This window comes from Mesorhizobium australicum WSM2073 (genome assembly GCF_000230995.2).
GTDB classification, from domain to species: Bacteria; Pseudomonadota; Alphaproteobacteria; order Rhizobiales; family Rhizobiaceae; genus Mesorhizobium; species Mesorhizobium australicum.
The window spans coordinates 2,837,015-2,858,927 of sequence record NC_019973.1; the positions used below are offsets into that span (position 1 = coordinate 2,837,015).

Sequence of the window (21,913 nt, forward strand, 5' to 3'; positions counted from 1 at the left end):
TGCTCAGTAGTTGGCTCGAAGGCGGTCGAATCGGTTGCCAGATGGCAAGCTCGGTGCAATTATGGTCTGACGAAAAAGATGATTGGGAAGAAGCATGAACGGCACCGAGATCAAGGAGGTCGAGACCCGGCTGTTCCGGGTCCCGCTGCGTGAGGTGATGACCGATGCCAAGCACGGCGCGCACACGCATTTCGAGCTGGTGACCGTCACGTTGAGGCTTGCCGATGGAAGCGAGGGCACGGGCTACACCTACACCGGCGGCAAGGGCGGCTATGCCATCAAGGCAATGATCGAGCATGACCTCGCGCCGTTCCTGCAGGGACGCGACGCGACCGGAATCGAGACGCTCTATGACGGCATGCTGTGGCACATCCACTATGTCGGGCGCGGCGGCATCGCTTCTTTCGCGATATCAGCGATCGACATTGCGTTGTGGGATATCAAGGGCCGGCGCAGCGGATTGCCGCTGTGGCAAATGGCTGGCCGGGCAGGGAAGACCGCCAAGGCCTATCGGGGCGGCATCGACCTGAACTTCACCCTCGATCAGCTTCTGGCCAGCATCGATTCCTATCTGAAGGCCGGCTTCACAGCGGTAAAAATCAAGGTCGGCAAGGATAATCTCGCCGATGATGTCGCCCGTGTGAAGGCGGTGCGCGAGCGCATCGGGCCCCAGACCACCTTTATGGTCGACGCCAACTACGCGCTGGACGTCCCGCGAGCGATAGAAGCAGCGAGAGCATTCGCGCCATACGATCTGCTGTGGTTCGAGGAGCCCATCATACCCGACGACTTTGAAGGTTACGCCAGCATTGCCAAGGCAACCGGTATGCCGCTGGCCATGGGGGAAAACCTGCATGTCATCGAAGAGTTCGAGCATGCCTTTGCTTGGTCTAAGCTCGGTTACATCCAACCTGACGCCTCCAACTGCGGCGGAGTGACGGGCTGGCTGCGCGTGGCAGCGCTCTCCCGCAAAGCTGGCATTCCGGTCTGCAGTCACGGAATGCAGGAACTTCACGTCAGCCTCGTTGCAGGTCAGACAAATGCCGGCTGGGTAGAGGCGCATAGCTTCGATATTGACCAATACACACTTGAGCCGCTTAGACTTCAGGATGGTTTGGCGATAGCACCCGACGAGCCTGGGGTGGGCGTGGTCTTCGATTGGCAGAAATTGGCGACCTTCACGGATACGACCGCCTGAACCGCGGCACACGGCAAGACTTCGACGGCATCAGTTTGCCTGGGCACCGTTCGTGCCTCTCATTGTGCATGTGTTGCGCCAGGACACGTCGCCGAGCACAGTGCCTTGTCGCTCCGCACGACTACGAGCTCGGTCGGCAGCAGGGAGCTATCTTTGGGTACGATGAGGGCCAGTTCTGAGGAACCAGACAGTGATCCTGCGCGGGTTGGAATCGGAATTGCGACCGGCTCAGGCTTCAGGCGTCCACTTTCATCACTGAACAGCAACGGCAGCTGTTCGGCGAAATCTGAATTGGGCTGTTATCACAGTTAATTGTCAGCCTCCGGCAACTTGGGTAACTGGTATGCAGCTTTTCAGGAGAGCCGCATGTTTACCCGGCCGTTTTCTGGAACCGAACGAAATTGAAATGCTTGCCCGAGTTGCTGAGACGATCAGTAACGAGCGCGGTGTCGCGTCCAAGTCGCCACAGCGGGAGCGCTTGGCTGCACATCTACTCAAGCTGTTCATGAACGGCTTAGCTGGGGAGTATGAATTGCTGGACGCCGAGAGAAACAGGGCTCGACCTCAGGGCACGACTGTTCCGAAGATCTCTGACAGCGCCATTGGTATCAGCGGAGCTGATTGGCATGAGCCCGCATCCATCGCGGTGACTGCTTGGCAAGGCAGGTCGCATTGACTGCGCCTTTCCGAGCGCTTTTGGCGCCGCCTCCGCTGCATTCCCACTCGAGTGTCGCCGGTAATTGGCTTGTCCGGTCAGACAACTGCTACTCCAGACCATCGGTGGCGGAATTCAAGGTGCTTCGCAGGGAACTTGGGCGCTCGTCAAAGACATGAGAGCAGTGGGAGCAGGCAATCGGGCTCGGGGGCGGAAAGCAACATGCCAAGCCGACCAGCGCAGCGCGGAGCAAAGCGCCAGACGGGAATCGCGACAGGCCGCTCCAGGGAAGCGGCCGGGTTTCGCAACGAAGATTGGCCTGCCTGCGCCGATGCGCGCGAACTTTCTTGAATTACCGTGACACTCAAGACGCGCTTGAGCGTGAGGCAGGCAAGCAGAATATTCGTGGACCAGCACCCTGATCAGCGAGCTTTGTGTGTTTCCTAGGGGTTGAAATTGTCTGATCCTGACAGGCACGCCCTCATCGTGCCGGCTTCTGGCAATTCACCCAAAAATTTGCTCATGGCATCTGGATGCGCCGCCAGTCTTGTCTGCCAGACAGACCAGCGCGTGGCCAGGTATTCGCGCGTGCAACCGCCTTCTGCGAAGATGGTAACGGGATGCGAGGGGGGCGGCCGGCGCTTGCGCCTCAAGCCCTGAAGCGACAGATCAGTGGAACATCCCCGTCGTCGCGTGGTTGGGCGCAGCGGTTAACAGGAGACGAATGAATATGATCTCTGATGTGGACACCCTCGACCTGCAAGAGAAACTGCCGAAGCAACAGCAGCATGCTCCGGGCCAGACGAACGCAATGTCGCCGCGGCCCGATCACGGGGAGCACAGTTACGAGGGGAGTGGCAAGCTTGAAGGCAAAACGGCTATTATCACGGGTGGAGACTCCGGGATCGGTCGCGCAGTGGCCATCGCTTTCGCCAGGGAGGGTGCCGATATTGTCTTGTCTTACCTGAACGAACACGACGACGCGCGCGAGACGGCCGACTGGGTGGAAAAAGCAGGAAGGCGTGCCGTTCTTGTTGCCGGCGACGTCGGGGACGAAAGGCATTGCGTAGACATAGTCGAGACGGCCATGCGTCAGTTGGGGCAAGTCGACATCCTGGTCAACAACGCTGCTCACCAAGCCACGCTTGACGATATTGCGGAGCTCTCTGCGGAAGAGTTGGATCAAACGTTCAGGACGAACATTTACAGCCAGTTCTTTCTGTCAAAAGCAGCATTGCGGCACATGGGCAATGGTGCCAGCATCATCAACACCGCGTCGATCCAGGCAGCCGATCCGTCCCCACAGCTCCTGGCCTACGCCGCCACCAAGGGCGCTATCGTGAATCTGACCAAGGGACTGTCTAAAATGGTCGCCAAGCGCGGCGTCCGTGTCAACGCCGTCGCCCCCGGCCCTGTCTGGACGCCCCTGATCCCTTCAACGATGCCACCGGAAAAGGTCGCCGAGTTCGGTCGCAACACGCCCATCGGACGCCCCGCCCATCCGGCCGAGTTGGCGGCCACCTACGTTCTGCTTGCCACGGCAGGCGCAAGCTATATCACAGGAGCTGTCATTGCGGTCACCGGTGGCCGCCTCGTGTAGTCGGTGCAGCCGTCGCCGGCCCGCCACCAGATGCTGAGTCGGGGGCGGCTCTCAGCGTGGGATCGGCAAAGAACGATCACGTTTGGCCATGGCGACGATGATCATCAAGAAGGCGAGCATGTGATCATACCCATCATGTCGTCACCAAACTTTTTGGTGATGATGATCATCCTGCCGCCGATGTTAATTGCCGGCTTTCACACTGAGGCACAGAGAACTCACGTTTGGAACCTCAGCAGCCTTCCATCTCGCATGGGCGACAGCGGCGCCGCCATTCCAAGCAGGACTCTCCGCCACAAATATGCTGAGCGGATCAGCTCACTATGTCGGTTGGCCAATTGCGCACCATGATCCATATCCTTCCGGAACAAGCCCGCAGGCGCCATACTCATGCTCCCCGCCCGTGGCGCACCGGCCCGCTGCTTTCCCCTCGTGGCAGCGGGCCATTCATTGCTTGACAAGCTTTGTCGACAAAGCCAGTTTTTTGCGCTGAGGGACAACGCGGGGGAGAGTTATCGTGAAGAAGGCCTATGAAAAGCCAGAACTGAAGAAGCGCGAACGCCTGGGTAGCATCGCTGCCCAGGTAGCCGTATCCGGCTTGAGCAACGTGTGATGTGAGAAGCCAGCGCTGATCAAGCGCGAGCGACTTTCGTCTGTAACTGCCGGGTCGGGCGTGTCGTTGCCACTGCCCGCCTGATATCTGCTGAAAAGCGTTCTCAGCCCGCTGGCTCACACTGACGGGCTTTTTTGCTATGCGCTGAAACAGCCTGATTGGATAGCTCCCCGCTGGTTCCGTGCGCTGCTGGCCAAAGGCAACTTGGTCGGCCGCGCTTTTCTGCCGAGGGGCGCGGGCCTCTAGGTCGCAGGACGTGCTTCTAGCTCAGATCGAGCCCGGCAACCGCCGAGCCTGGTCATAGATCGAGCTTGCCAGCGTCGAGTTGAGGCCCTCACTCGGCTGATCTGAAACAACCATGTCTTTCACAAAGGCCTCGAACGCGATGGATTGCCGGCAGGTTCCTGCCTGGGCCTCGTCCAGCAAGCGGAGTGCTGTCGATAGGAATGCAAATCCTTGTTCTTCCATGCCGCATCCATTGCCGCTCTGGCTTCGGCCACCGACGAGATGGCCCTCGTCGTTTGGAGGCTCATAAATCTAATCCGCACAGGCAGGAAAGCGCTCAAGGTCAACCCTACTTGATGGTGATAAGCCTTGCAAACTTTTCAGGTGGAGATTGGTTGCAGTGTTGCAGACCGGATGTCGCTCGCCGGCGAGCTGGTGATTGCCCACAGTTGACAAGAGCAATTTCGCCGCCGAGGGTAAAGCGAGGAGCACACTGTGAAGAAAACCTATAAAAAGCCAGCGCTGATCAAGCGGGAGAAGCTTGCGTCGATCGCGGCTCAGCTCGTTCCCGTATCCGGCCCGAGCAAGGTGTGAGCTGCGCGATGAAGAAAACCTATGAGAAGCCTGTTCTAACCAAGCGTGAATGTCTGTCCGCTGTTACGGCCGCGACTTCTTCGTCGATCACCGTCACAGGCCCAATCGACTAACGAAACTCTTCTTTCACCACCCGCCCGCTGGCTCCGGCCGGCGGGCTTTTTTGCTTCCGGCCGGAACCGATCCTATCGGCCCAAGTTCATTCCCCGGCGCCCCTCGACGCCCCCCGGACAGAGGCGCCTGAGAGTTGTTCGGACAGCTTTCAAGCAAAGCCCGCCACCGTTCCCTCAGTGGCGGGCTTTAGTGTGTTTAGCCGCGGCGAGGTGGATTTGAGTACCCACGTGAGACAGCGTATGGCTGAAATCAAAGATGATCCCAAGCTTCGCATGCGCCCGCGAGCTAAGGGCCGGCCTTCGCTAAGGCGGGTCTCCGCTGCCTCACGGCTATTTGCAACCCTGGGCTTTCGCAAGCGGTTACTGATCCTTGTTCATCTGATGGATGGCGAGAGATCGGTATCGGAGCTGGTCTCTTTGGTTGGTGGGACACAGACCGCCCTTTCACAGCATTTGACCGATATGGCCAAACTCGGAATTGTCAAATCCCGAATCCAAGGCCGATGGCGGTTATATTCCCTCACGTCCGAGCAGGCGAAGATGCTCGTCGGCTTCCTCAGCAACCTCGCCGACAATGACAAACTCCCGGTGGGAAAAAGATCGGGAAAGAAGTCGTCTTCTTGGCGCCCCGGGTGAGCCCGCAAACCGGAAGAATTAGCGGAACCTAATATCTCCCGGCGACTTGTGTTGAAATGAGCACGCGCGGCATCAACTTTCTCGATCAATGGATCGCCAACAACGTCCCTGAGACCGCCAAACCGGACGTCGTCTCGGTTGACGAACTCACGCACAAGCTCATCGCTGATGCGAAGGCCATAGGGATCAAGCGGGGGGAGATCGACGAGGAGGTCGACAGCCTCTATCGCACCATCCTTGGTGCCATAGCGCGTTCCCAACCCGTTTGACGGAGTAGGAGTTCGTTGAAACCTTCTTGTGCATCAGGGCTCTTTGACGTCTTCCGGCTTCAGCGGCTCGTGACCAGGCACTTGATGCCACATGACCTGTCTCAAATCGCGCATATCGACTCTCTGGCCGCAAACAGCACACATGTAGTGATCCACGCCGTCACTAGCGGGCTCGCCGCCATACAACATACCAGGATTGGGCGGGCCAAGGTTCGACAGCTTCGTCCATTCTGCGGGGTCCGGACGTTCATCGAGCCCTACTAAACTGTATTCGTAGATGGCGGCGTGCTCTTCATCGACAACCCGGAACCAATGGTCCTGCTGTACCCTCGGTGAGACCCTTTGACCCGCCGTCACCTCGGCGGCCCTCACGGGATCGTTCTCCACGACGATGCCCGATGACACCACCGTGTCGCCTTCGATCTCTTCCACCTGATACTTCGTCATCGCCGCCTCTTCCGACGGGTGGCAACGTGGTGCGCTTAGGTTTGTTGCATCGCGCCTGCGATCTGCAGCTTCGGGCTTATTGCGCACGTTCACTTCAGTTTCGTCAACGGACATATGGCCTCAACGTCCTCTAGAGACGATGGTGGGCTTTGGGGCGTAGGCTTCCCGAATCATCTTGGCCGCTTCTTCCGGGGTAATGCCGCACTTGCGGGCATAGTAAGCGGCTTCTGTTTGCACCTCGTCATCGGACTTCAGCGCAATGATAGCCTGCTTTCCTTCGTGCTTCGCCTTCTTGCCCATGTAGCGAATCATACCACATTCATGAGTACTTATTTACTGAGTATCCCAGATAGTTCGTCATGCGGCCTTCAAACACCTGGCCATGCTAATTGTTCCCGAAACCATTTTAGCTCCAATTGCTAAAAGGAGGTGCGCCGAGTAGATGGTCTGGCGTGCCCGTTCTAATCCGCAACGTCTTGCTCTCGTCGGCGATCTCTCTTCATTGGTACCGAGCCCGTTCGGGTATCGGCCGCGCCGCGCAAACTTGTTAATCAAAGCGTTATTGCTCGGGTGGCGGCTCTTAGGCCATCTGAATCCAACCTTCCACGCAGATTTGATTACCGGGAACGATTTAAGTTCTTCCCCGACAAGATTAATGTGGTGGATTTGATCAAGACTACTCTGCAGATCAAGATCGAGGAACTTCTGAATGATCCCGAGAGTACGCCGGCGTTCCCTCAACCGCACCTCTAGAATTCGTCTTGGCGCCCGCAATCGGACAAGAAGGCCCGGTTTGGGCAGAAGCTTGAAAGCACGCGACACTCTTTCACGATCCGTGATGTCGCTGAACAAAGCCAGCGAGGATACGAATTGAACCATACCTTGGTCAAAGATTGAGATCTTTTGATTAGACGCCATTGCGGCGCGCCAAGTTTGCAGAAGAGCCTCAAGATGCCATCGCGATGAAGTCTGATGAGCCCTTCGCCATGACGGGCATCTGGGAAGAGTATGCCGACAAGGTCACCGGCGAACTGGTGCGGACCTTTGTCGTTGCCACCTGCGAACCGAATTCGCTTATGGCGACCATCCACGACCGCATGCCGGTGATCCTGGCGCCGGCCGACTACATGCGCTGGCTTGGGCCGGAGCAAGACCCTCGCGACCTGATGAAGCCTTTTCCGTCCGATCTGATGAAGATGTGGCCGATCGACAGCAAGGTGGGTTCGCCGCGCAACAACACCCCCGATATCATCGACGAGATCGGTCGCGGGCCTACTGATCTGTTCGACGTATAGTTTCCGGACTTTGTAGGCCGCTGCCACGACACATAGGGCATCTGATCGTAGACCCTTTGCACCCGGCTCGGTGCACTCCGCGCGGGCAACAAGTGCCGTTTGAGCTCAGCCACTTCGCGCATTGAAAAACCTTGCCGGCGCCTAGACATTGCCGACACCCGAACTTCCTAAATCCTGCCAAGCACCACCTGCCCGCCTACTTGAGACGGCAAGAACGTCAGGGGCATAAATTAGTTTCACCGAAGCTAATCCACGTCCGAGATTTTGCCGTTCGTCAGGTGCGTCTCGATCTTGCTGAGCGCCTTCCGTATGACTTCGACCGCCTGTTGGTTGATGGCGAAATCGAAATTGCCTTCCGCCGTCTCGAAAATCAGGACGCCGATCTTCGTTGCGTCGTCCCCCAGCATGCCAATGCCAATTCCTGTGGGCATATACGGTGGTCTATCTGCCATGGGTTTCCTCTTTCAGAGATAGCGTTCGCCATCATCCCGGTGCTCGAAGCAGAACCAATGCGGCTCTTGGCGATGCCGAGCAAAGCCGAATCCTCCGTGCTTCGCGCAACCCGTGTGCTCGCACAGGTGCCCTAGCACTCTGGCGCGCTCGCGCGGCGCGGGCGTTATGCGTCGGGAAGCCTGATTGGTTCGTCGCTCATCTGCGGAAAGATTCCATAAGACCGCTTGACGGGCAAGAAATTTGTTCCTTTTCTGTTCTCATGGCGCACGATCCGATCGACACGCTGGGGAAGGCGACCCGGCACAATATGCTTGTGAAGGTGGAATGCAGTTGCGGCAATGTCCGTTACTGCAGATCGGCCGATCTCATGATGGCCTATGGCGGCGGCGCTGATCCGTTGAAGCTGAAATTCGACTGCAACCGGTGCAAGCCATCGGTCAAGATCACGCTCCTCGAGGTCCGTCCCGAGCACCTTCCCAAGAGGCTGATGATCCACAAGCCGATGAAGGTGGATGGCAAAATCACTTGGTACACGGAGAGGTTCAGGGGATGACAATCGAAGCATCGAGGCCACTCAGCCGAGACAGTAAGGCTAATCGCTAACGAAGGGCTGGCGAGGAATCTAGGTCGAACCTCCAAACCGCGTCAGCTCAGGGAGTGGGGGGCAAGAACGCGCGCGAGGCCTCGTAAGCGAGCGAAGACCGAGGTGCGAGAACCCTCTTTACGGACTTTATGTCGATTCCCATCCAATGTGGCACCGCATTGGTTACAACTCTGGTGTAGCTCTCGGCCAAACGGTGCTGTCTGGCGGGTGTTTCGTCCCTGCGTGGTGCCATTATGATTGCAAATGCCTGCGTCGCAGGAATGCGGAGATTGGAGGCGCAATGCCTTGCGATTCAAAGCGTCCACGGCTATTCAGACGCCCGTTGCTGCGGTAGCTCAGTGGTAGAGCACTCCCTTGGTAAGGGAGTAAGCGAGGGCTCCCGCTCGCTGCTGGCTCGCCCAGGTCGCCAACTACCCTGACCCCAGCTCCAGCTGGTCTAACGCGGGCGGTGCTACGCTGTTCGGGCTTCGCGCCCGCCATCGCGCTCCGCTAAGTTCGCCAGCCCATTCGCATCTTATCCCGTTCCGCGTCGAACGCCTGCCTTCCCTCCGCGGCCCAAAGGCTTCGTGCATGCTCGCCTTCATGGCTCTGCAGCTTCGCGGCGATCCAGAGCATCGCCCCATAGATGATGGCGCGATCGTCATTGGATAGCTCGACGATGCCTGCCTTGACGACCAGACCGCCGAGCTCAATTAGGTGCCGTGTGCGCTTGCGACGCTCGACCTGCCAAGTGCGCATGTCATTGCGAGCCCGCGCCGCTTGCCGGCGATTGTGGGCTGCCCGGTTGCGTTGGAGCGCCGCGAGGGTTGCGCTGAGATGCTGGAACAGTTCGGCGGGACCCGCTTTCGAAAAACATCACCCCACGCTTGGCCCATGCCTCGCGCTTTGCGGCGTCTTTCGTTTCAGCGATTGCGACCAGCGCGCCTGCGAGTTCCTCCGGGCTGAGTTGATCGGCGCCGGTTGCGATCACCAACTCGCCAAGTTGCTGCACCTTTCGTGTTTTGAGCTCCCGCGCCCTGTCTTCCAGCGCCTTCAGTTCCGTGTCGTAGTCGCGTGGTTTGCGCATGGCTGTCTCCATCTGATGTCGATGCGGCCATGATAGGGGAGCGCCTTCCGGAAGGCTTCAGGGTTGCCGAGACAGCCCGGGACGGGCTGGTCCATCCCGAGATTTTTTCGAGGGAGGGCGCGCTTATACGTCGTGCCGACGTACGCTTTGCCGTGCAAATGATCCTGTCGCGATGGCGATCTATCATCTTCACGTCAAGGTCATTGGCCGCAAGGCTGGGAGCAGTGCCGTGGCATCCGCCGCCTACCGGTCGGCCTCGCGGTTGCGGGACGAGCGGATCGAGCGCAGCCATGACTTTTTAGCCAAGCGCGGTGTTGTCCATTCGGAGGTGATGCTGCCGGAGAATGCCCCGGAAGCCTGGAGCGACCGCGAACGGCTGTGGAACGATGTCGAAGTATTCGAGGTGCGCAAGGATGCCCAGCTGGCCCGCGAGGTCGAGTTCGCACTCCCGCGCGAATTGAGCCAAGCGCAAGGCATCGAACTGGCGCGCGACTTCGTGCAAGCCGAGTTTGTCAGCCGGGGCATGGTCGCCGACCTCAATGTGCACTGGGATAGCGCAGAGGATGGCAGTCGAAAACCCCATGCCCATGTCATGCTCACCATGAGGTCCGTGGATGAGAACGGTTTTGGTGCAAAGATGCGCGATTGGAACCGTACCGAGATGGTCGAGCGCTGGCGTGAGCGATGGGCGGAGCTTGCCAATGCGCGGCTTGCCGAACTCGACATCGATACCCGCATCGATCATCGCAGTCTGGAGGCGCAGGGCATTGCCCTGGAGCCGCAAACTCAGATCGGTGCCCCGGCACAACGCATTGAGAACGGCGGCCTCGACGCTGCCGGTATTGAAGCAGATCGCGCCGAACTGCATCGCGAGATCGCGCGCAACAATGGCGCGCGCATCATCGCCGATCCATCCGTGGCGCTGGATGCCATCACGCATCAGCAATCGACCTTCACCCGAAAAGACATAGCGAAGTTTGCGCATCGCCACAGCGACGGAATGGAGCAGTTCAACGAGGTCATGGGAGCCATCGGCAACGCGCCTGATCTGATCGAACTCGGCAAGGATGGACGCGGCGACGATCGCTTCACCACGCGGCAGATGATCGAGACCGAACAGCGACTGCATCGCGCGGCGGAACGCGTGGCCGGGGCGGAGCGCCATGCGGTGAGTGACGCACATCGCGAGACAGCTTTGGCGCGGGCAGCGCAACGCGGGCTTATCCTTTCGGGCGAGCAGACCGATGCGCTTGCGCATATCACCGATGGTCGCGGTCTTGGTGTCGTTGTCGGTTTCGCCGGAACCGGCAAGAGCGCCATGCTGGGCGTTGCGCGGCAGGCATGGGCAGCAGCAGGTTATGACGTTCGAGGTGCGGCCCTTTCCGGTATTGCGGCCGAGAATCTCGAAATTGGGTCAGGCATCTCGACGCGCACCATCGCCAGCATGGAACACAGTTGGGGACAGGGCAGTGATCTGCTCACCGCTCGCGATGTCCTGGTGATCGACGAGGCCGGCATGGTCGGCACGCGCCAGTTGGAGCGCGTGCTTTCCCATGCGGCCAATCTTGGCGCAAAAATCGTGTTGGTTGGGGATCCCCAGCAGTTGCAGGCGATCGAAGCGGGTGCTGCATTCCGCTCGATCCACAAGCGCCACGGCGGCGTCGCAATCGGTCAGGTACGCCGGCAGCGCGAGGACTGGCAGCGGGACGCGACGCGCGATCTGGCAACCGGCAGGATCGGCGCCGCGATCAGCGCCTATGACACACAAGGCATGGTGCATCAGGCCACGACGCGCGACGAGGCGCGCACCGATCTCGTCGAGCGCTGGGATCGCGACAGGCAGGCGCGGCCACAGGCAAGCCGGATCATTCTCACCCACACAAACGACGAAGTGCGCGCGCTGAACATGGCCGCGCGCGAGCGCATGCGCGCTGCCGGCGATCTCAGCGACGATGTTCAGATAGGCGTCGAACGCGGCGTGAGAATCTTCGCCAGCGGCGACCGTGTCATGTTCCTACGCAACGAGCGCGGGCTCGGCGTCAAGAACGGCACGCTCGGCGTGATCGAAGAGGTCAGCACGCAGAGCATGACGGTGCAAACCGACCACGGCAGATCTGTGCGCTTTGACCTAAAAGATTATTCCCACATCGACCACGGCTATGCCGCGACCATCCACAAGGCACAGGGGATGACAGTCGACCGCACTCATATCCTGGCAACACCCGGCATGGATGCGCATGGCAGCTATGTGGCTTTGTCGCGGCATCGAGATGGAATGGACCTCCATTACGGCAGCGACGACTTCGCGACCCGTGAACGGCTTGCCCGCACGCTGTCACGCGACCGCGCCAAGGACATGGCTTCGGATTACGAGCAGATCGACCCGGCGCAAGCCTACGCCGAGAGGCGAGGCATCACCTTCCGTGAGCGCGTGGTCGAGATCGTGCGCCGCGTCTTTCCGGAGAGGCTGCGCGACAGGATCGGCGAGCTGCTGGACGGATTGCGCTCGCCCGGAGACACCGAGCCTGGGCAGGACCATGGGCGCAGGCCTGGAAGGGAAGATGTTAGCGCGCAAACTGGAGATGCTCGCCGCGCGCCTGAAAGAGAGGCTTCCGCCATGGGAACGCAGCGAGAAACCGATGCGCCGGTGGACACGGAGGCGGCGTTGCGCAGCGCTCGCACGAAGGCGCTTGTTCGTCACGCGCGTGCGCTCGACGCCGTCATGCGCACGGGAGATGCCGACGGGCAGGGGACTCCTGAGCAGTTGCGCGAATTGAGAGATGCGCGCAGCGCCTTCGAGAAGGTTCGGCCGCATGGCTGGCGCGATGCCGAAGCGGCCTACGTCAAGAACCCCGAGCTGGTTCGTGAAGCTGGAGCAGGCCGCGTCAACCGCATCGTGCTTGCTCTCCAGCTTGAGACCGAAATCCGCGCCGGACCGGATACCGATCCCGGTCGCCGCGCCGACCGTTTCGTTGAACGCTGGCAAAAGCTCGAGCGCACGAGCCAGCGCCAGTACCAGGCCGGCGACATGTCCGCCTACAGGTCAACGCGGTCGGCCATGTCCGACATGGCCAAGAGCCTCGAACGCGATCCGCAGCTTGAATCCCTCCTTGCCAATCACAAGAAGGCGCTTGGCATCGAAGTCGAGTCCGGCCGGCGTCTGGGTGTGGAACTCGCCTTCAATCAGGGCATCAGCGTGGGAAGGGGCATTGGCCTATGACAACCGGCCTATCCGCCGCCGTTGATACGCCACCGGCAGATGATATGACGAACCTGATTGCGCCCCGCATCGGTTCGTCCTGTCTGTCCCAGCGGATACCAGCAACAATCATTGAGCAGCAGGCGCGTTATGTCCGAACCGGATCGCATCATACGCCTCAAAACCGTTCTTCATCGGACCGGCCTGTCCCGTTCAACCCTCTATCGCAAGATCGCAGAAGGCACGTTCCCGGCTCAGATTAAGATCAGCATAAACGGGGCGGGCTGGCGGGAATCCGATGTCAATCGATGGATCGCCGATCCTGTTGCATGGCTAAAAGAGCGTCAGTTCTGATTGCGAGACAGACGAACGCCAGGGCCGCCGCCATTCTCTGGAATGAACTCTATCCCAGCAGCTTCGAGTGATAGCTTCAGTGCCTGCAGGATCGATTCAGATGCGGGTTTCGAACCACGTTCGAACTGCACGATAGTCCTCAAACTTACCTTGGATAAATCCGCCAGTTCCTGTTGAGAAATGTCGAGTAGCCCACGAGCCGCACGAATTTGGGCCGCACTTACCTTCATTGTTCAAATGCCCTGTTGCACAAAAAGCGCAAATATGCTTGTTTTAGGAAGCAACCGTTGGAAGTGGTGCATCCGCTTCCAACTGTCTGACCACGCCTAGGCTTTGCGGAGCTCGGATCATGGCTGATTCCGACCATAGCACGACTGTGCCTCCCGTCACGAATGGCAAAACTGCCAATGCATTGAACCGGTTGTCGGATGCAGATCCCGCGATTCTACTGCTACGAGATTGGTCGCGGGTGCAGCAAGTTTCTGGGGTCCTTTGCCGACTTCAACAACGTCTGGAGAGGCGCCTTCTCGATGCTCAAGGCTCGGAAACGATGGATAGGCAGGTCGCCTATTCGATCGCCTGCCAAGCGGAGGTTGAGGCCACAACTGTCGCTTTGAAGCTTCAGGATCGGCTACCGGCCGTACGGGCGCGGTCGCTTCTTGGCATCGTTGCCAAGCTTGAGATCATCGCTGGTGCAGATCGCGATATCGACGACCCGACGGACTTTCCTTGGCCGCATATTGCCTCGGTTCTTGATGACCTGAAGGACATAGCCGGGAGCCTGCCGTTAGAACGGCTTCGGCGATCCGCCATTCACGAGGACTGTAGGCGCTATCAAGCGATGGGCGCCAATGTCGTCAAGTCTGCGAATCCAGAGCGCTAACCTGCGTAAGGGTCGAAGAGGACGGCAGGGTACTAAGAACGAATGCCAGCTTGGCGGAACGTGGGTCACGGCGGAGGCGGGCAAATACAGCGGGAACGAGCATCAAATACCCGAACAGAAGGCGGCGCCGCAAAGCCGACGATAAACCGCAGCGAATGCAACGATCCGATGCTGTCGACACCGCAACCTTTCCAGGTGCCGATGTGAAGGAAGTCGGCCCCACCGTAGTGGTGACCTATGACTGCGAGCCCGACAGACACATAGCTTTTGCGGAGCGCATTGCCGACAAAATCTGGGACAATCGCGAGAATGTCCTCAACAAGTTCTACACGCCTAAAGAGTCGGCCGAGATTGCTCGCTGCTACATGGGTGAACGGCCGCTCATCATCGCTGACTACGCCGATAATCCGGGTGCCGGTGCGTATGGCGACGCCACCGCGCTTCTCGATGCGCTCTTGAAGGCGCGCGTCCAGAATGCGTGTTTTGGCCCAATGGTTGATGCCGGGACAGTTAACCAGCTATCCAATGCGAAGGATCGGTGATACCGTTTCCGTTTCCCTGGGCGGCAAGATGGACCCGCGCTTTGGCGGACCACCATTGCAGGTTGAGGCTAAGCTTTTGCGTCTAAGCGACGGAAAGCTTGTAGGCACCGGGCCGCAGTTGGGCGGGCTCCCATTCAGTTTTGGTCCCACGGCCGTCATCTCAGTCGGCGGAGTGAAGGTGCTCGTCGTCACTGAGCGCTCGCAGTTGCTGGATCAGGAGCAATTCCGAGCCTTTGGCATAGAGCCGACGGCACACGACGTCATCGTTGTGAAATCCCAACAGCATTTCCGCGCGGACTTTGAATCCATCGCTGGAGGGATTATCGTCTGCGATTGCGGTGCCCTGTCGACGATGGACTACGCCAAAATGCCGTTCAGGAACGTGCCGCGGCCGATTTACCCGCTCGACAAATTCTAGTGCGAGAACAAGGGACGATCCCGAGCGCCGGTACTATGTTAGGCGTGCTCGCGTCGTGCGCGGCGTAGCTAGCAGAAGGCTGGTTTCGCTCCCGGTTATGCCGCCAATCAGGCGGATGCGGCGCAGCACCGCATCGAATTCAGTCAGCGAGGCGGTTCCAAGTTCGACAACCAAATCCCAGCGGCCGTTGGTGGTATGGATAGTGGACACTTCGGGAAACCCGCCCAGTGCCCTGACGACGCGGTCGGCGGCATGCCCCTCAATTTCAATGAGCATGATACCGCGAATGCGTTGATCGACGGCGTCCGCGCGCAGCACCACCGTGTAGCCGATGATGTCGCCGGATCGTTCCAGCCGCTCCATGCGCGCCCTGACCGTGGCGCGCGAGACGCCGAGATCGACGGCAAGATCAGACACGCTGCGCCTGGCGTCATGCCGAAGCAGTGTCACAAGGCGTTCGTCGAGTGCGTCCATTGAGGTACCATTTTGATCAATTTCGCTGCCATTAAGATAAATAATGCATTTCAAGTTGCCAATTCACCTTCTTCATATCGCCGGCTCACCGTCGTCTCATCCCGGCCATTCGAAACTTGGTCGTTGGGGAAAACAATGCGTTGCAAAATCGTCGGGGCGCCAGTGCAAGATGGCGCTGGCAGGATGGGATGCGAGATGGGGCCGAGCGCGCTCAGGACCGCCGGGCTGCCCGAGGTGCTGGCCGGCCTTGGCCATATCGTCGAGGATCTGAGCGCCGTCCAGCCGCTTCCGGCAAGGCGCGTCGTGCATGGAAATCTGGCGCTGAAGGCCCTGCCCGAAATATCGGCGTGGACATTTGCCATCGCCGAAGCCGCCTATGCCGCAAGCGAGGACGCCATGCCGATCTTTCTGGGTGGCGATCATTCGATCTCGGCCGGGACCATCGCAGGCCTCGCGCGCCGGGCCGCCGAAACCGGACGTCCGCTGTTCGTATTGTGGCTCGACGCGCATCCAGATTTCCACACGCTCGACACCACCGCCAGCGGCAATCTGCATGGTGTTCCGCTCGCTTACGCCAGTGGTCAGCCCGGTTTTGGGGGCTATTTTCCGGATCTGCCGGCAGCGGTCGATCCCAAGCGTATCTGCACCATGGGCCTGCGCAGTGTCGACCCGGCTGAGCGAACGGCGCTCAATGAGGCCGGAGTAACCGTGCACGACATGCGCGCCATCGACGAGCATGGCATCGCTCCGCTGCTGCGCGCTTTCCTGGCGCGCGTGTCGGCGGAAGACGGCCTGCTGCATGTCAGCCTTGATGTCGACTTCCTCGACCCGTCGATCGCTCCGGCAGTCGGCACCACCGTTCCTGGCGGCGCGACTTTCCGCGAGGCGCATCTGATAATGGAGATGCTGTCCGACAGCGGTCTCGTCTCAAGCCTGGACCTTGTCGAGCTCAATCCCTTTCTGGACGAGCGTGGCCGCACCGCGACGCTGATGGTCGACCTGACGGCCAGCCTGATGGGCCGCCGCATCATGGACCGCCCCACCCGCAGCCATTCCGGGAGCTTTTGATCATGAACACGACGAAGCTGAACGTCGTCCCCTTCGTCAGTGTCGACCGCATGATGAAGCTGGTGATCGCCATCGGTGTCGAGCGCTTCCTGACCGAGCTCGCCAGCTACATCGAGGAAGATTTCCGTCGCTGGGAACTGTTCGACAAGACGCCTCGCATCGCCTCGCATAGCCATGACGGCGTCATCGAGCTGATGCCGACAAGCGATGGGCGCCTCTACGGCTTCAAATATGTCAACGGCCATCCGAAGAACATGCGCCAGGGCCTGCAGACGGTGACGGCCTTCGGCGTGCTCGCCGATGTCGGCAACGGCTACCCGATGCTGCTCACCGAGATGACCATCCTGACCGCGCTTCGCACCGCTGCCACGTCCGCGGTCGCCGCGAAATATCTGGCGCCGAGCGGCGCGCGCACCATGGCCATCATCGGCAATGGGGCCCAATCTGAATTCCAGGCGATCGCCTTTAAGGCGCTGACCGGCATGGATCGGCTCAGGCTCTATGACCTCGACCGGTCCGCCTCGCTGAAATCTGCGAAGAACCTGGCCGGGATGGGCTTCGACATCACCATCTGTGGGAGTGCACAGGAGGCGGTTGAAGGTGTCGGGACTATCACGACCGTTACCGCCGACAAGCAGAACGCCACCATTCTCACAGATAACATGGTAGGGTCCGGCGTCCACATCAATGCCGTCGGTGGCGATTGCCCCGGCAAGACTGAACTGCACAAGGACATCCTGCTGCGCTCTGACATTTTCGTCGAGTTTCCGCCACAAACCCGCATCGAGGGCGAAATCCAGCAACTGGATTCCACTCATCCCGTCACCGAACTCTGGCAAGTGATCGCTGCCAAGGCGCAAGGTCGGCGAGACGCCAAGCAGATCACGCTCTTCGATTCCGTCGGCTTTGCGATCGAGGATTTCTCGGCACTGCGATATGTTCGCGATCAACTGCAGGCGACCGGCCTCTATGAGGAGCTCGATCTGCTGGCCGACCCCGACGAGCCGCGCGACCTCTTTGGCATGCTGCTGAGGGCGGCCCTGCAGCCGGCAGCTTAATGAATCGGCCGAGCTAACGGAGATCGGTGACCGCGCTCATTGGTGTTTTACCTTAGAAAGAGACCTTGTCGCCGCCCTTGAGCTGCAGGATCCGCCGCGCCTCGTCGGGGGTGGCGATGGAGGCGCCGAGCCCCTCGATGATCTGGCGCACCTTGTTCACTTGCTCGGCGTTGGATCTTGCCAGCTGGCCCTTGCCGATCCACAGCGAGTCCTCCAGCCCGACGCGCACATTGCCGCCCAGCGCTATGGCCTGCGTGGCGATCGGCAACTGGCTGCGGCCGGCGCCCAGCACGGACCAATGATAGTCATTGCCGAACAGGCGGTCGGCGGTGCGCTTCATATGCGCGACGTCCTCCGGATGGCTGGCGATGCCGCCCAGTATGCCGAACACGCTCTGGACGAAGAACGGTGCCTTGACCAGGCCGCGCTCGACGAAGTGGGCAAGCGTATAGAGATGGCCGATGTCGTAACACTCGATTTCAAAACGAGTGCCGCTTTCCGCGCAGGTGCGCAGGATGTGCTCGATGTCACCAAAGGTGTTGCGGAAGATGCGGTCGCGGGAGCCTTCGAGATAAGGGCGCTCCCAATCATGCTCGAAGGTCTGGAAGCGCTCCAGCATCGGATAGAGACCAAAATTCATGGAGCCCATATTCAGCGAGGCGACTTCCGGCGCGAAGGTCGCGGCCGGCTTGACCCGCTCCTCGACGCTCATCGTCGCGGCGCCGCCGGTGGTGATGTTGATGACGCAATTGGAGCGCTGCTTGATCACCTTCAAGAAAGGCGCAAAGGCCTCGGTCGACTGGTCGGGCCGGCCGTCGGCGGGATTGCGCGCATGCAGGTGTACGATGGCTGCACCAGCCTCGGCCGCCCCGATCGCGGCGTCGGCGATCTCTTGCGCGCTCACCGGCAGATGCGGCGACATTGACGGCGTATGGATCGAGCCGGTGACCGCGCAGGTGATGATGATCTTGTTCTGGTTCGCCACTTGAAGATATCCTCGTCCTTTGAGCGCTTGGTTCACCGCGCCTTATTTCACCGCACCTTGCGTGATGCCTGAGATGAACTGCTTCGACAGCACGACATAGAGCAGGGTGATCGGTAGGGCCGCCAGCGTCAGCCCAGTGAACAGCACGCCCCAGTCGGTGGTGAATTCGCCGACGAAGACCGTGAGGCCCTGCGGCAGCGTCTTGAGATCGTCCGACGTGATCAGCACCAGCGGAAAGAAGAAATCGTTCCAGATCGGCACCGCATTCTGGATCGCGACGATGACCAGGGCCGGGCGCGCCAGCGGCAGCATGATCGAACGCATGATGCGGAATTCGCTGGCACCGTCCATACGCGCCGACTCCTCCAGTTCGCGCGGCAAAGTCCTGAGAAAGCCGGTCATGATGAACACCGCGGAGGGAATGCCCATGGCAACATAGACCAGCACCAGGCCGGCATAGCTGTCGACCAGGCCAAGCGAATCCAGCTGGATGAACAATGGAATGATGGCCAGTTTCAGCGGCACGGTCATGCCGCTCAGGAAGAACATCAGCACCAGCGCGCTCAGCCTGAACTGGTAGCGGGCGATGGCATAGGCGGCCATGGTGCTGAACAGAAGGATCAAGGCCACGGCGGCCATGGTGATGCCGACGGAATTGGCGAGGTAGCGGACGAAATTGGTTTCGCTCCACACACGTTCGGCATTGGCCAGCGAAAAGTGCGACGGCAGGGCAAAGGGCGACGAGAAGATCTCGGCATTGGTCTTGAAGGATGACATCACCATGACGAACAGCGGATAGATCATGATCAGGGCATTGATCGCCAGCATCAGCTGGATGGCCCCGTTCTTCAACAGCTCGCCGGGTTCCCTGGTGCCGACCGCTGCGCTCACAGTTCGATCTCGCGACGGCGCAGATAGCGAAGCGCGATTGCGGTAACGCCGGCAACGATGACGAACATCATCACCGCCAGCGCGCTGCCCTGGCCGAAATCTTGAATGCCTGTCGTCGTCGAGCCGAAGGCGGTGCGGTAGAAATAGAGGCCGAGCACATCCGTCGCGCCGCCGGGGGACCCGGTTAGGCCGGCCATGACATAGGGGATTTCGAACCAGTTGAAGCTGCCGATGAAGGTCAGGATGGTGACGATGGTGACGCTCGGCGCAATCAGCGGCCAGATGATGCGCGTCATCAGCACATAGTCGCCGGCGCCATCGAGACGGGCGGCCTCGATCACCTCCTTGCCGATGCGCTGCATGCCGGCGAGCAACACCAGCGTCGGGAAGCCGAGCCAGTGCCAGACATTGGCGAACAGGATGCTGCCCAACGCGGTGTTTTCATTGCCGAGCCACGGGATGGCACCGATGCCGACAAGCGCCAGCGTCTGGTTCACAAGACCAAACAGCGGATGCAGGAACAGTTTCCACAGGAAGCCGACGATGACGGCCGACAAGACGACAGGCAGAAAGACGATGACTTGGTGGATGCTATGGCCGGGCAGCGCCTTCAGCAATGCGTAGGCAAGCAGGAAGGCGGTGCCGTTCTCGAACACCATCAGGGCCACGAAGGCGATGATGTTGTGTTTCAGGGCATTGTAGGTCCAGCCGCTATAAGGCTGTTCGAACAGCACCTTGCGGAAGTTTTCGAAGCCGATGAATCCGGTCGGCTGCAGGCCGTTGAACTCATAGAAGGCAAGCCGGAAGGCCGAGAGCAGCGGCCACAGCACGAACAGCACCATGACCACCAAGGCCGGTGTCAGCAGCGACGCGATCCAGAGTGACCGGCGCCACGGGAAAGCTTTCGGGGTGTGGCGCCGGCCGCTGCTCATCTCACTTGCCCTGGAAAGGCTTGTACCATTTGGCGAGGCCGTCGGTCAGGTCGGCGGCCAGTTGGTCCGGGGTGATCGAACCCGACATCATCTTGGTGATGTCGCCCTGCAGCAGCTCCGATCCCGTCGGCTTCTGGAAACGGAAGTAGACGACATTGATATGCGGCATGGCGGTCTCGTTCAATTTGGCGACCTGGGCGAGCAGCTCGTCCTTAATGACTACGCCCTTGATCGGCGAGATGTTGCCGAGCAACGCCGAGAACTTGTCACCGAACTCCTTGGTGCCCATCCAGTTGACCAGCTTGAGCGCGGCCTCCTTGTTGGCCGACTTGGCGTTAACGGCGTAACCGCCGTCAAAGAACTTGGTCACCTGCGGCACACCGCCGGCCTTGGCCATTGGCGGGGCGACGAAGTCCATGTTTATGGCGGGGTTCTGGGTCCGGTAGCCGGCGATGTCGAAGCTGCCGCCGGCCAGCATCGCCGCCTTGCCGCTGATGAACAGCTGGCCAGCGGTGTCGTAGTCGATGCCTTCAAAACCGGGAGGCATGTAGTTGCGCAATTCGAGCAGCTTGCCGAGTGCCGCGATGTAGCGTGGGTCCTTGAAGGTGGTCTTGCCCGAGGTCAGATCTGTGACAAAGTCCTGGCCGAGGAACGGGTTGGTGAAGATGGCGACGAACATCTCGTTGAACCAGCTTGTCCCCATGCCGTTGGCCAGGGGATAGATACCCTTGTCCTTCAGCGCCTTGCTGACGGTTATGAATTCGGCCCATGTGGTCGGCGGGGTCAGTCCCGCCTTGGCGAAGACGTCCTTGTTGATGAACAGACCAAGCGTCTGCGAGGCGAAGGGCAGGGAATAGACCTTCTTGTCGGCGCGATAGGTGCCGGCCACCAGCGCATCGGCGGGCTGGTTGGCGAGTGAAGGAACCGTGGTCAGATCCTGCGGCTCGAAATAGCCTGCTTTCACGAACTGCTCGAGCCAGCCATAGGCGTGGGTATGGATGACATCGCCACCCTTGCCGGCGGCCAGCGCCGTGGAGACGATGGTCGGATAATTCTCGTCCGGGAACGACTCGAACTTCACATGGATGTCCGGGTTCTCCTTGGTGAAATCGGTGAAAAGCTCGTTGTAGGCGGCCTTGTCTTCCTGACGCCAGGTCCAGAACGAGATGTCGGTAGCGTGAGCCACGCTTGCCGTGAGTCCCCATGCGAAAGACGCGGCCGCGAGGGCCAGACCAATCCTTCTCCTGCTCATGTTGCAATCTCCCAATCGCGCTTGCTGCGCTTTCTACGACGATCACCAAATCATAGTTGTTGCCGTCTGGGAAGATAGTTTGTAAAGTT

The 21,913-nt window shown here is 59.9% G+C and carries 25 protein-coding genes and 1 pseudogene; 14 read left to right on the forward strand and 12 right to left on the reverse strand.

What is annotated here, in order from left to right:
- Window positions 1-94 precede the first annotated feature (94 nt).
- The 3 genes from MESAU_RS13545 to MESAU_RS13555 all read left to right on the forward strand — a co-directional run bounded on the left by MESAU_RS13545 (window position 95) and on the right by MESAU_RS13555 (window position 3,453).
- Complete coding sequence (locus MESAU_RS13545) at window positions 95-1,198, forward strand: mandelate racemase/muconate lactonizing enzyme family protein (protein ID WP_015316591.1); 1,104 nt, start codon at window positions 95-97, stop codon at window positions 1,196-1,198.
- Between the two features lie 343 nt (window positions 1,199-1,541).
- Window positions 1,542-1,874, forward strand: coding sequence for a hypothetical protein (locus MESAU_RS30115; RefSeq protein ID WP_174361967.1), 333 nt, complete (start codon window positions 1,542-1,544; stop codon window positions 1,872-1,874).
- A gap of 709 nt (window positions 1,875-2,583) precedes the next feature.
- A complete protein-coding gene (locus MESAU_RS13555; RefSeq protein ID WP_015316592.1) occupies window positions 2,584-3,453 on the forward strand; it encodes an SDR family oxidoreductase in 870 nt (289 codons plus the stop codon).
- A gap of 880 nt (window positions 3,454-4,333) precedes the next feature.
- Here the strand turns inward: MESAU_RS13555 and MESAU_RS13560 are convergent.
- Window positions 4,334-4,534, reverse strand: a complete 201-nt coding sequence (locus tag MESAU_RS13560; protein ID WP_041163367.1) for a hypothetical protein — start codon at window positions 4,532-4,534, stop codon at window positions 4,334-4,336.
- 704 nt (window positions 4,535-5,238) lie between these two features.
- Here MESAU_RS13560 and MESAU_RS13565 point away from each other — a divergent pair.
- Complete coding sequence (locus tag MESAU_RS13565) at window positions 5,239-5,634, forward strand: ArsR/SmtB family transcription factor (protein ID WP_051041275.1); 396 nt, start codon at window positions 5,239-5,241, stop codon at window positions 5,632-5,634.
- Between the two features lie 56 nt (window positions 5,635-5,690).
- Window positions 5,691-5,903, forward strand: coding sequence for a DUF768 domain-containing protein (locus tag MESAU_RS13570; RefSeq protein WP_015316594.1), 213 nt, complete (start codon window positions 5,691-5,693; stop codon window positions 5,901-5,903).
- 33 nt (window positions 5,904-5,936) lie between these two features.
- On the opposite strand, the gene MESAU_RS29600 is transcribed toward MESAU_RS13570, so the two are convergent.
- Complete coding sequence (locus MESAU_RS29600) at window positions 5,937-6,464, reverse strand: hypothetical protein (RefSeq protein ID WP_157163638.1); 528 nt, start codon at window positions 6,462-6,464, stop codon at window positions 5,937-5,939.
- 6 nt (window positions 6,465-6,470) lie between these two features.
- Window positions 6,471-6,650 carry a hypothetical protein gene (locus MESAU_RS13580; protein WP_224587830.1) on the reverse strand — a complete coding sequence of 60 codons (180 nt, stop codon included), beginning with the start codon at window positions 6,648-6,650 and terminating at the stop codon, window positions 6,471-6,473.
- 653 nt (window positions 6,651-7,303) lie between these two features.
- Here MESAU_RS13580 and MESAU_RS13585 point away from each other — a divergent pair.
- Window positions 7,304-7,645: pseudogene (locus MESAU_RS13585) on the forward strand (SOS response-associated peptidase); the annotation flags it as partial.
- A gap of 245 nt (window positions 7,646-7,890) precedes the next feature.
- On the opposite strand, the gene MESAU_RS30120 reads toward MESAU_RS13585, so the two are convergent.
- The gene (locus MESAU_RS30120) at window positions 7,891-8,052 is read right to left on the reverse strand and encodes a hypothetical protein (RefSeq protein WP_245262976.1); all 162 of its coding nucleotides are present in this window, start codon (window positions 8,050-8,052) and stop codon (window positions 7,891-7,893) included.
- A 29-nt stretch (window positions 8,053-8,081) separates the two neighbouring features.
- Here MESAU_RS30120 and MESAU_RS31880 point away from each other — a divergent pair, with 29 nt between their 5' ends.
- Entirely contained in the window at window positions 8,082-8,651 is a 570-nt protein-coding gene (locus MESAU_RS31880) for a hypothetical protein (RefSeq protein WP_245262977.1), read from the forward strand.
- A 540-nt stretch (window positions 8,652-9,191) separates the two neighbouring features.
- Here MESAU_RS31880 and MESAU_RS13600 read toward each other — a convergent pair.
- Both MESAU_RS13600 and MESAU_RS13605 read right to left on the reverse strand, forming a co-directional pair.
- Entirely contained in the window at window positions 9,192-9,440 is a 249-nt protein-coding gene (locus tag MESAU_RS13600; protein WP_015316600.1) for a conjugal transfer protein TraD, read from the reverse strand.
- A 1-nt stretch (window position 9,441) separates the two neighbouring features.
- The gene (locus tag MESAU_RS13605) at window positions 9,442-9,768 is read right to left on the reverse strand and encodes a conjugal transfer protein TraD (protein WP_015316601.1); all 327 of its coding nucleotides are present in this window, start codon (window positions 9,766-9,768) and stop codon (window positions 9,442-9,444) included.
- Window positions 9,769-9,940: 172 nt separating this feature from the next.
- On the opposite strand from MESAU_RS13605, the gene traA reads away from it, so the two are divergent.
- Both traA and MESAU_RS13615 read left to right on the forward strand, forming a co-directional pair.
- Complete coding sequence (gene traA, locus MESAU_RS13610) at window positions 9,941-12,988, forward strand: Ti-type conjugative transfer relaxase TraA (RefSeq protein WP_015316602.1); 3,048 nt, start codon at window positions 9,941-9,943, stop codon at window positions 12,986-12,988.
- Between the two features lie 129 nt (window positions 12,989-13,117).
- On the forward strand, window positions 13,118-13,321 hold the full coding sequence (locus tag MESAU_RS13615) for a helix-turn-helix transcriptional regulator (RefSeq protein WP_015316603.1): 204 nt from the start codon (window positions 13,118-13,120) through the stop codon (window positions 13,319-13,321).
- On the opposite strand, the gene MESAU_RS30125 is transcribed toward MESAU_RS13615, so the two are convergent.
- On the reverse strand, window positions 13,312-13,551 hold the full coding sequence (locus MESAU_RS30125; protein ID WP_041163368.1) for a helix-turn-helix domain-containing protein: 240 nt from the start codon (window positions 13,549-13,551) through the stop codon (window positions 13,312-13,314). The two genes, MESAU_RS13615 and MESAU_RS30125, sit on opposite strands and share 10 nt — an antisense overlap.
- A 119-nt stretch (window positions 13,552-13,670) precedes the next feature.
- Between MESAU_RS30125 and MESAU_RS31660 the strand changes: the two genes are divergently transcribed.
- The 3 genes from MESAU_RS31660 (at window position 13,671) to MESAU_RS32225 (ending at window position 15,164) form a co-directional block, all read left to right on the forward strand.
- Window positions 13,671-14,204, forward strand: a complete 534-nt coding sequence (locus MESAU_RS31660) for a hypothetical protein (RefSeq protein ID WP_015316604.1) — start codon at window positions 13,671-13,673, stop codon at window positions 14,202-14,204.
- A 155-nt stretch (window positions 14,205-14,359) separates the two neighbouring features.
- Window positions 14,360-14,746: an MlrC C-terminal domain-containing protein gene (locus MESAU_RS32220; protein ID WP_051041276.1), complete on the forward strand. Its 387-nt coding sequence runs from the start codon at window positions 14,360-14,362 to the stop codon at window positions 14,744-14,746.
- Window positions 14,730-15,164, forward strand: a complete 435-nt coding sequence (locus MESAU_RS32225) for an MlrC C-terminal domain-containing protein (protein ID WP_051041278.1) — start codon at window positions 14,730-14,732, stop codon at window positions 15,162-15,164. Before MESAU_RS32220 ends, MESAU_RS32225 begins: the two co-directional genes overlap by 17 nt.
- Window positions 15,165-15,197: 33 nt before the next feature.
- On the opposite strand, the gene MESAU_RS13635 is transcribed toward MESAU_RS32225, so the two are convergent.
- Complete coding sequence (locus MESAU_RS13635; RefSeq protein WP_015316605.1) at window positions 15,198-15,638, reverse strand: Lrp/AsnC family transcriptional regulator; 441 nt, start codon at window positions 15,636-15,638, stop codon at window positions 15,198-15,200.
- Between the two features lie 135 nt (window positions 15,639-15,773).
- On the opposite strand from MESAU_RS13635, the gene rocF reads away from it, so the two are divergent.
- Together rocF and MESAU_RS13645 are read left to right on the forward strand one after the other, a co-directional pair.
- Window positions 15,774-16,706: an arginase gene (rocF, locus tag MESAU_RS13640; RefSeq protein WP_015316606.1), complete on the forward strand. Its 933-nt coding sequence runs from the start codon at window positions 15,774-15,776 to the stop codon at window positions 16,704-16,706.
- A gap of 2 nt (window positions 16,707-16,708) precedes the next feature.
- Complete coding sequence (locus tag MESAU_RS13645) at window positions 16,709-17,764, forward strand: ornithine cyclodeaminase (protein ID WP_015316607.1); 1,056 nt, start codon at window positions 16,709-16,711, stop codon at window positions 17,762-17,764.
- 52 nt (window positions 17,765-17,816) lie between these two features.
- On the opposite strand, the gene kce is transcribed toward MESAU_RS13645, so the two are convergent.
- Genes kce through MESAU_RS13665 form a run of 4 tightly spaced genes read right to left on the reverse strand, consistent with a single transcriptional unit; the run spans window position 17,817 to window position 21,824 of the window.
- Window positions 17,817-18,749: a 3,5-dioxohexanoate:acetyl-CoA acetone transferase gene (gene kce, locus MESAU_RS13650; protein WP_015316608.1), complete on the reverse strand. Its 933-nt coding sequence runs from the start codon at window positions 18,747-18,749 to the stop codon at window positions 17,817-17,819.
- 42 nt (window positions 18,750-18,791) lie between these two features.
- Window positions 18,792-19,640 (reverse strand): carbohydrate ABC transporter permease, encoded by an 849-nt coding sequence (locus MESAU_RS13655; protein ID WP_015316609.1) that lies wholly within the window; start codon window positions 19,638-19,640, stop codon window positions 18,792-18,794.
- Entirely contained in the window at window positions 19,637-20,572 is a 936-nt protein-coding gene (locus MESAU_RS13660) for a carbohydrate ABC transporter permease (RefSeq protein ID WP_015316610.1), read from the reverse strand. Before MESAU_RS13660 ends, MESAU_RS13655 begins: the two co-directional genes overlap by 4 nt.
- A gap of 1 nt (window position 20,573) precedes the next feature.
- Window positions 20,574-21,824, reverse strand: coding sequence for a sugar ABC transporter substrate-binding protein (locus MESAU_RS13665; RefSeq protein WP_015316611.1), 1,251 nt, complete (start codon window positions 21,822-21,824; stop codon window positions 20,574-20,576).
- Between the last annotated feature and the right edge of the window lie 89 nt (window positions 21,825-21,913).

Bases quoted from the DNA above. Each gene is read 5' to 3' on its own strand.
- MESAU_RS13545 (WP_015316591.1), top strand. From the start codon at position 95: ATGAACGGCACCGAGATCAAGGAGGTCGAGACCCGGCTGTTCCGGGTC.
- MESAU_RS30115 (WP_174361967.1), top strand. From the start codon at position 1,542: ATGCAGCTTTTCAGGAGAGCCGCATGTTTACCCGGCCGTTTTCTGGAA.
- MESAU_RS13555 (WP_015316592.1), top strand. From the start codon at position 2,584: ATGATCTCTGATGTGGACACCCTCGACCTGCAAGAGAAACTGCCGAAG.
- MESAU_RS13560 (WP_041163367.1), bottom strand. From the start codon at position 4,534: ATGGAAGAACAAGGATTTGCATTCCTATCGACAGCACTCCGCTTGCTG.
- MESAU_RS13565 (WP_051041275.1), top strand. From the start codon at position 5,239: ATGGCTGAAATCAAAGATGATCCCAAGCTTCGCATGCGCCCGCGAGCT.
- MESAU_RS13570 (WP_015316594.1), top strand. From the start codon at position 5,691: ATGAGCACGCGCGGCATCAACTTTCTCGATCAATGGATCGCCAACAAC.
- MESAU_RS29600 (WP_157163638.1), bottom strand. From the start codon at position 6,464: ATGTCCGTTGACGAAACTGAAGTGAACGTGCGCAATAAGCCCGAAGCT.
- MESAU_RS13580 (WP_224587830.1), bottom strand. From the start codon at position 6,650: ATGGGCAAGAAGGCGAAGCACGAAGGAAAGCAGGCTATCATTGCGCTG.
- MESAU_RS30120 (WP_245262976.1), bottom strand. From the start codon at position 8,052: ATGCTGGGGGACGACGCAACGAAGATCGGCGTCCTGATTTTCGAGACG.
- MESAU_RS13600 (WP_015316600.1), bottom strand. From the start codon at position 9,440: ATGCGCACTTGGCAGGTCGAGCGTCGCAAGCGCACACGGCACCTAATT.
- MESAU_RS13605 (WP_015316601.1), bottom strand. From the start codon at position 9,768: ATGCGCAAACCACGCGACTACGACACGGAACTGAAGGCGCTGGAAGAC.
- traA (WP_015316602.1), top strand. From the start codon at position 9,941: ATGGCGATCTATCATCTTCACGTCAAGGTCATTGGCCGCAAGGCTGGG.
- MESAU_RS13615 (WP_015316603.1), top strand. From the start codon at position 13,118: ATGTCCGAACCGGATCGCATCATACGCCTCAAAACCGTTCTTCATCGG.
- MESAU_RS30125 (WP_041163368.1), bottom strand. From the start codon at position 13,551: ATGAAGGTAAGTGCGGCCCAAATTCGTGCGGCTCGTGGGCTACTCGAC.
- MESAU_RS31660 (WP_015316604.1), top strand. From the start codon at position 13,671: ATGGCTGATTCCGACCATAGCACGACTGTGCCTCCCGTCACGAATGGC.
- MESAU_RS32220 (WP_051041276.1), top strand. From the start codon at position 14,360: ATGCAACGATCCGATGCTGTCGACACCGCAACCTTTCCAGGTGCCGAT.
- MESAU_RS32225 (WP_051041278.1), top strand. From the start codon at position 14,730: ATGCGAAGGATCGGTGATACCGTTTCCGTTTCCCTGGGCGGCAAGATG.
- MESAU_RS13635 (WP_015316605.1), bottom strand. From the start codon at position 15,638: ATGGACGCACTCGACGAACGCCTTGTGACACTGCTTCGGCATGACGCC.
- rocF (WP_015316606.1), top strand. From the start codon at position 15,774: ATGCGTTGCAAAATCGTCGGGGCGCCAGTGCAAGATGGCGCTGGCAGG.
- MESAU_RS13645 (WP_015316607.1), top strand. From the start codon at position 16,709: ATGAACACGACGAAGCTGAACGTCGTCCCCTTCGTCAGTGTCGACCGC.
- MESAU_RS13660 (WP_015316610.1), bottom strand. From the start codon at position 20,572: ATGAGCAGCGGCCGGCGCCACACCCCGAAAGCTTTCCCGTGGCGCCGG.
- MESAU_RS13665 (WP_015316611.1), bottom strand. From the start codon at position 21,824: ATGAGCAGGAGAAGGATTGGTCTGGCCCTCGCGGCCGCGTCTTTCGCA.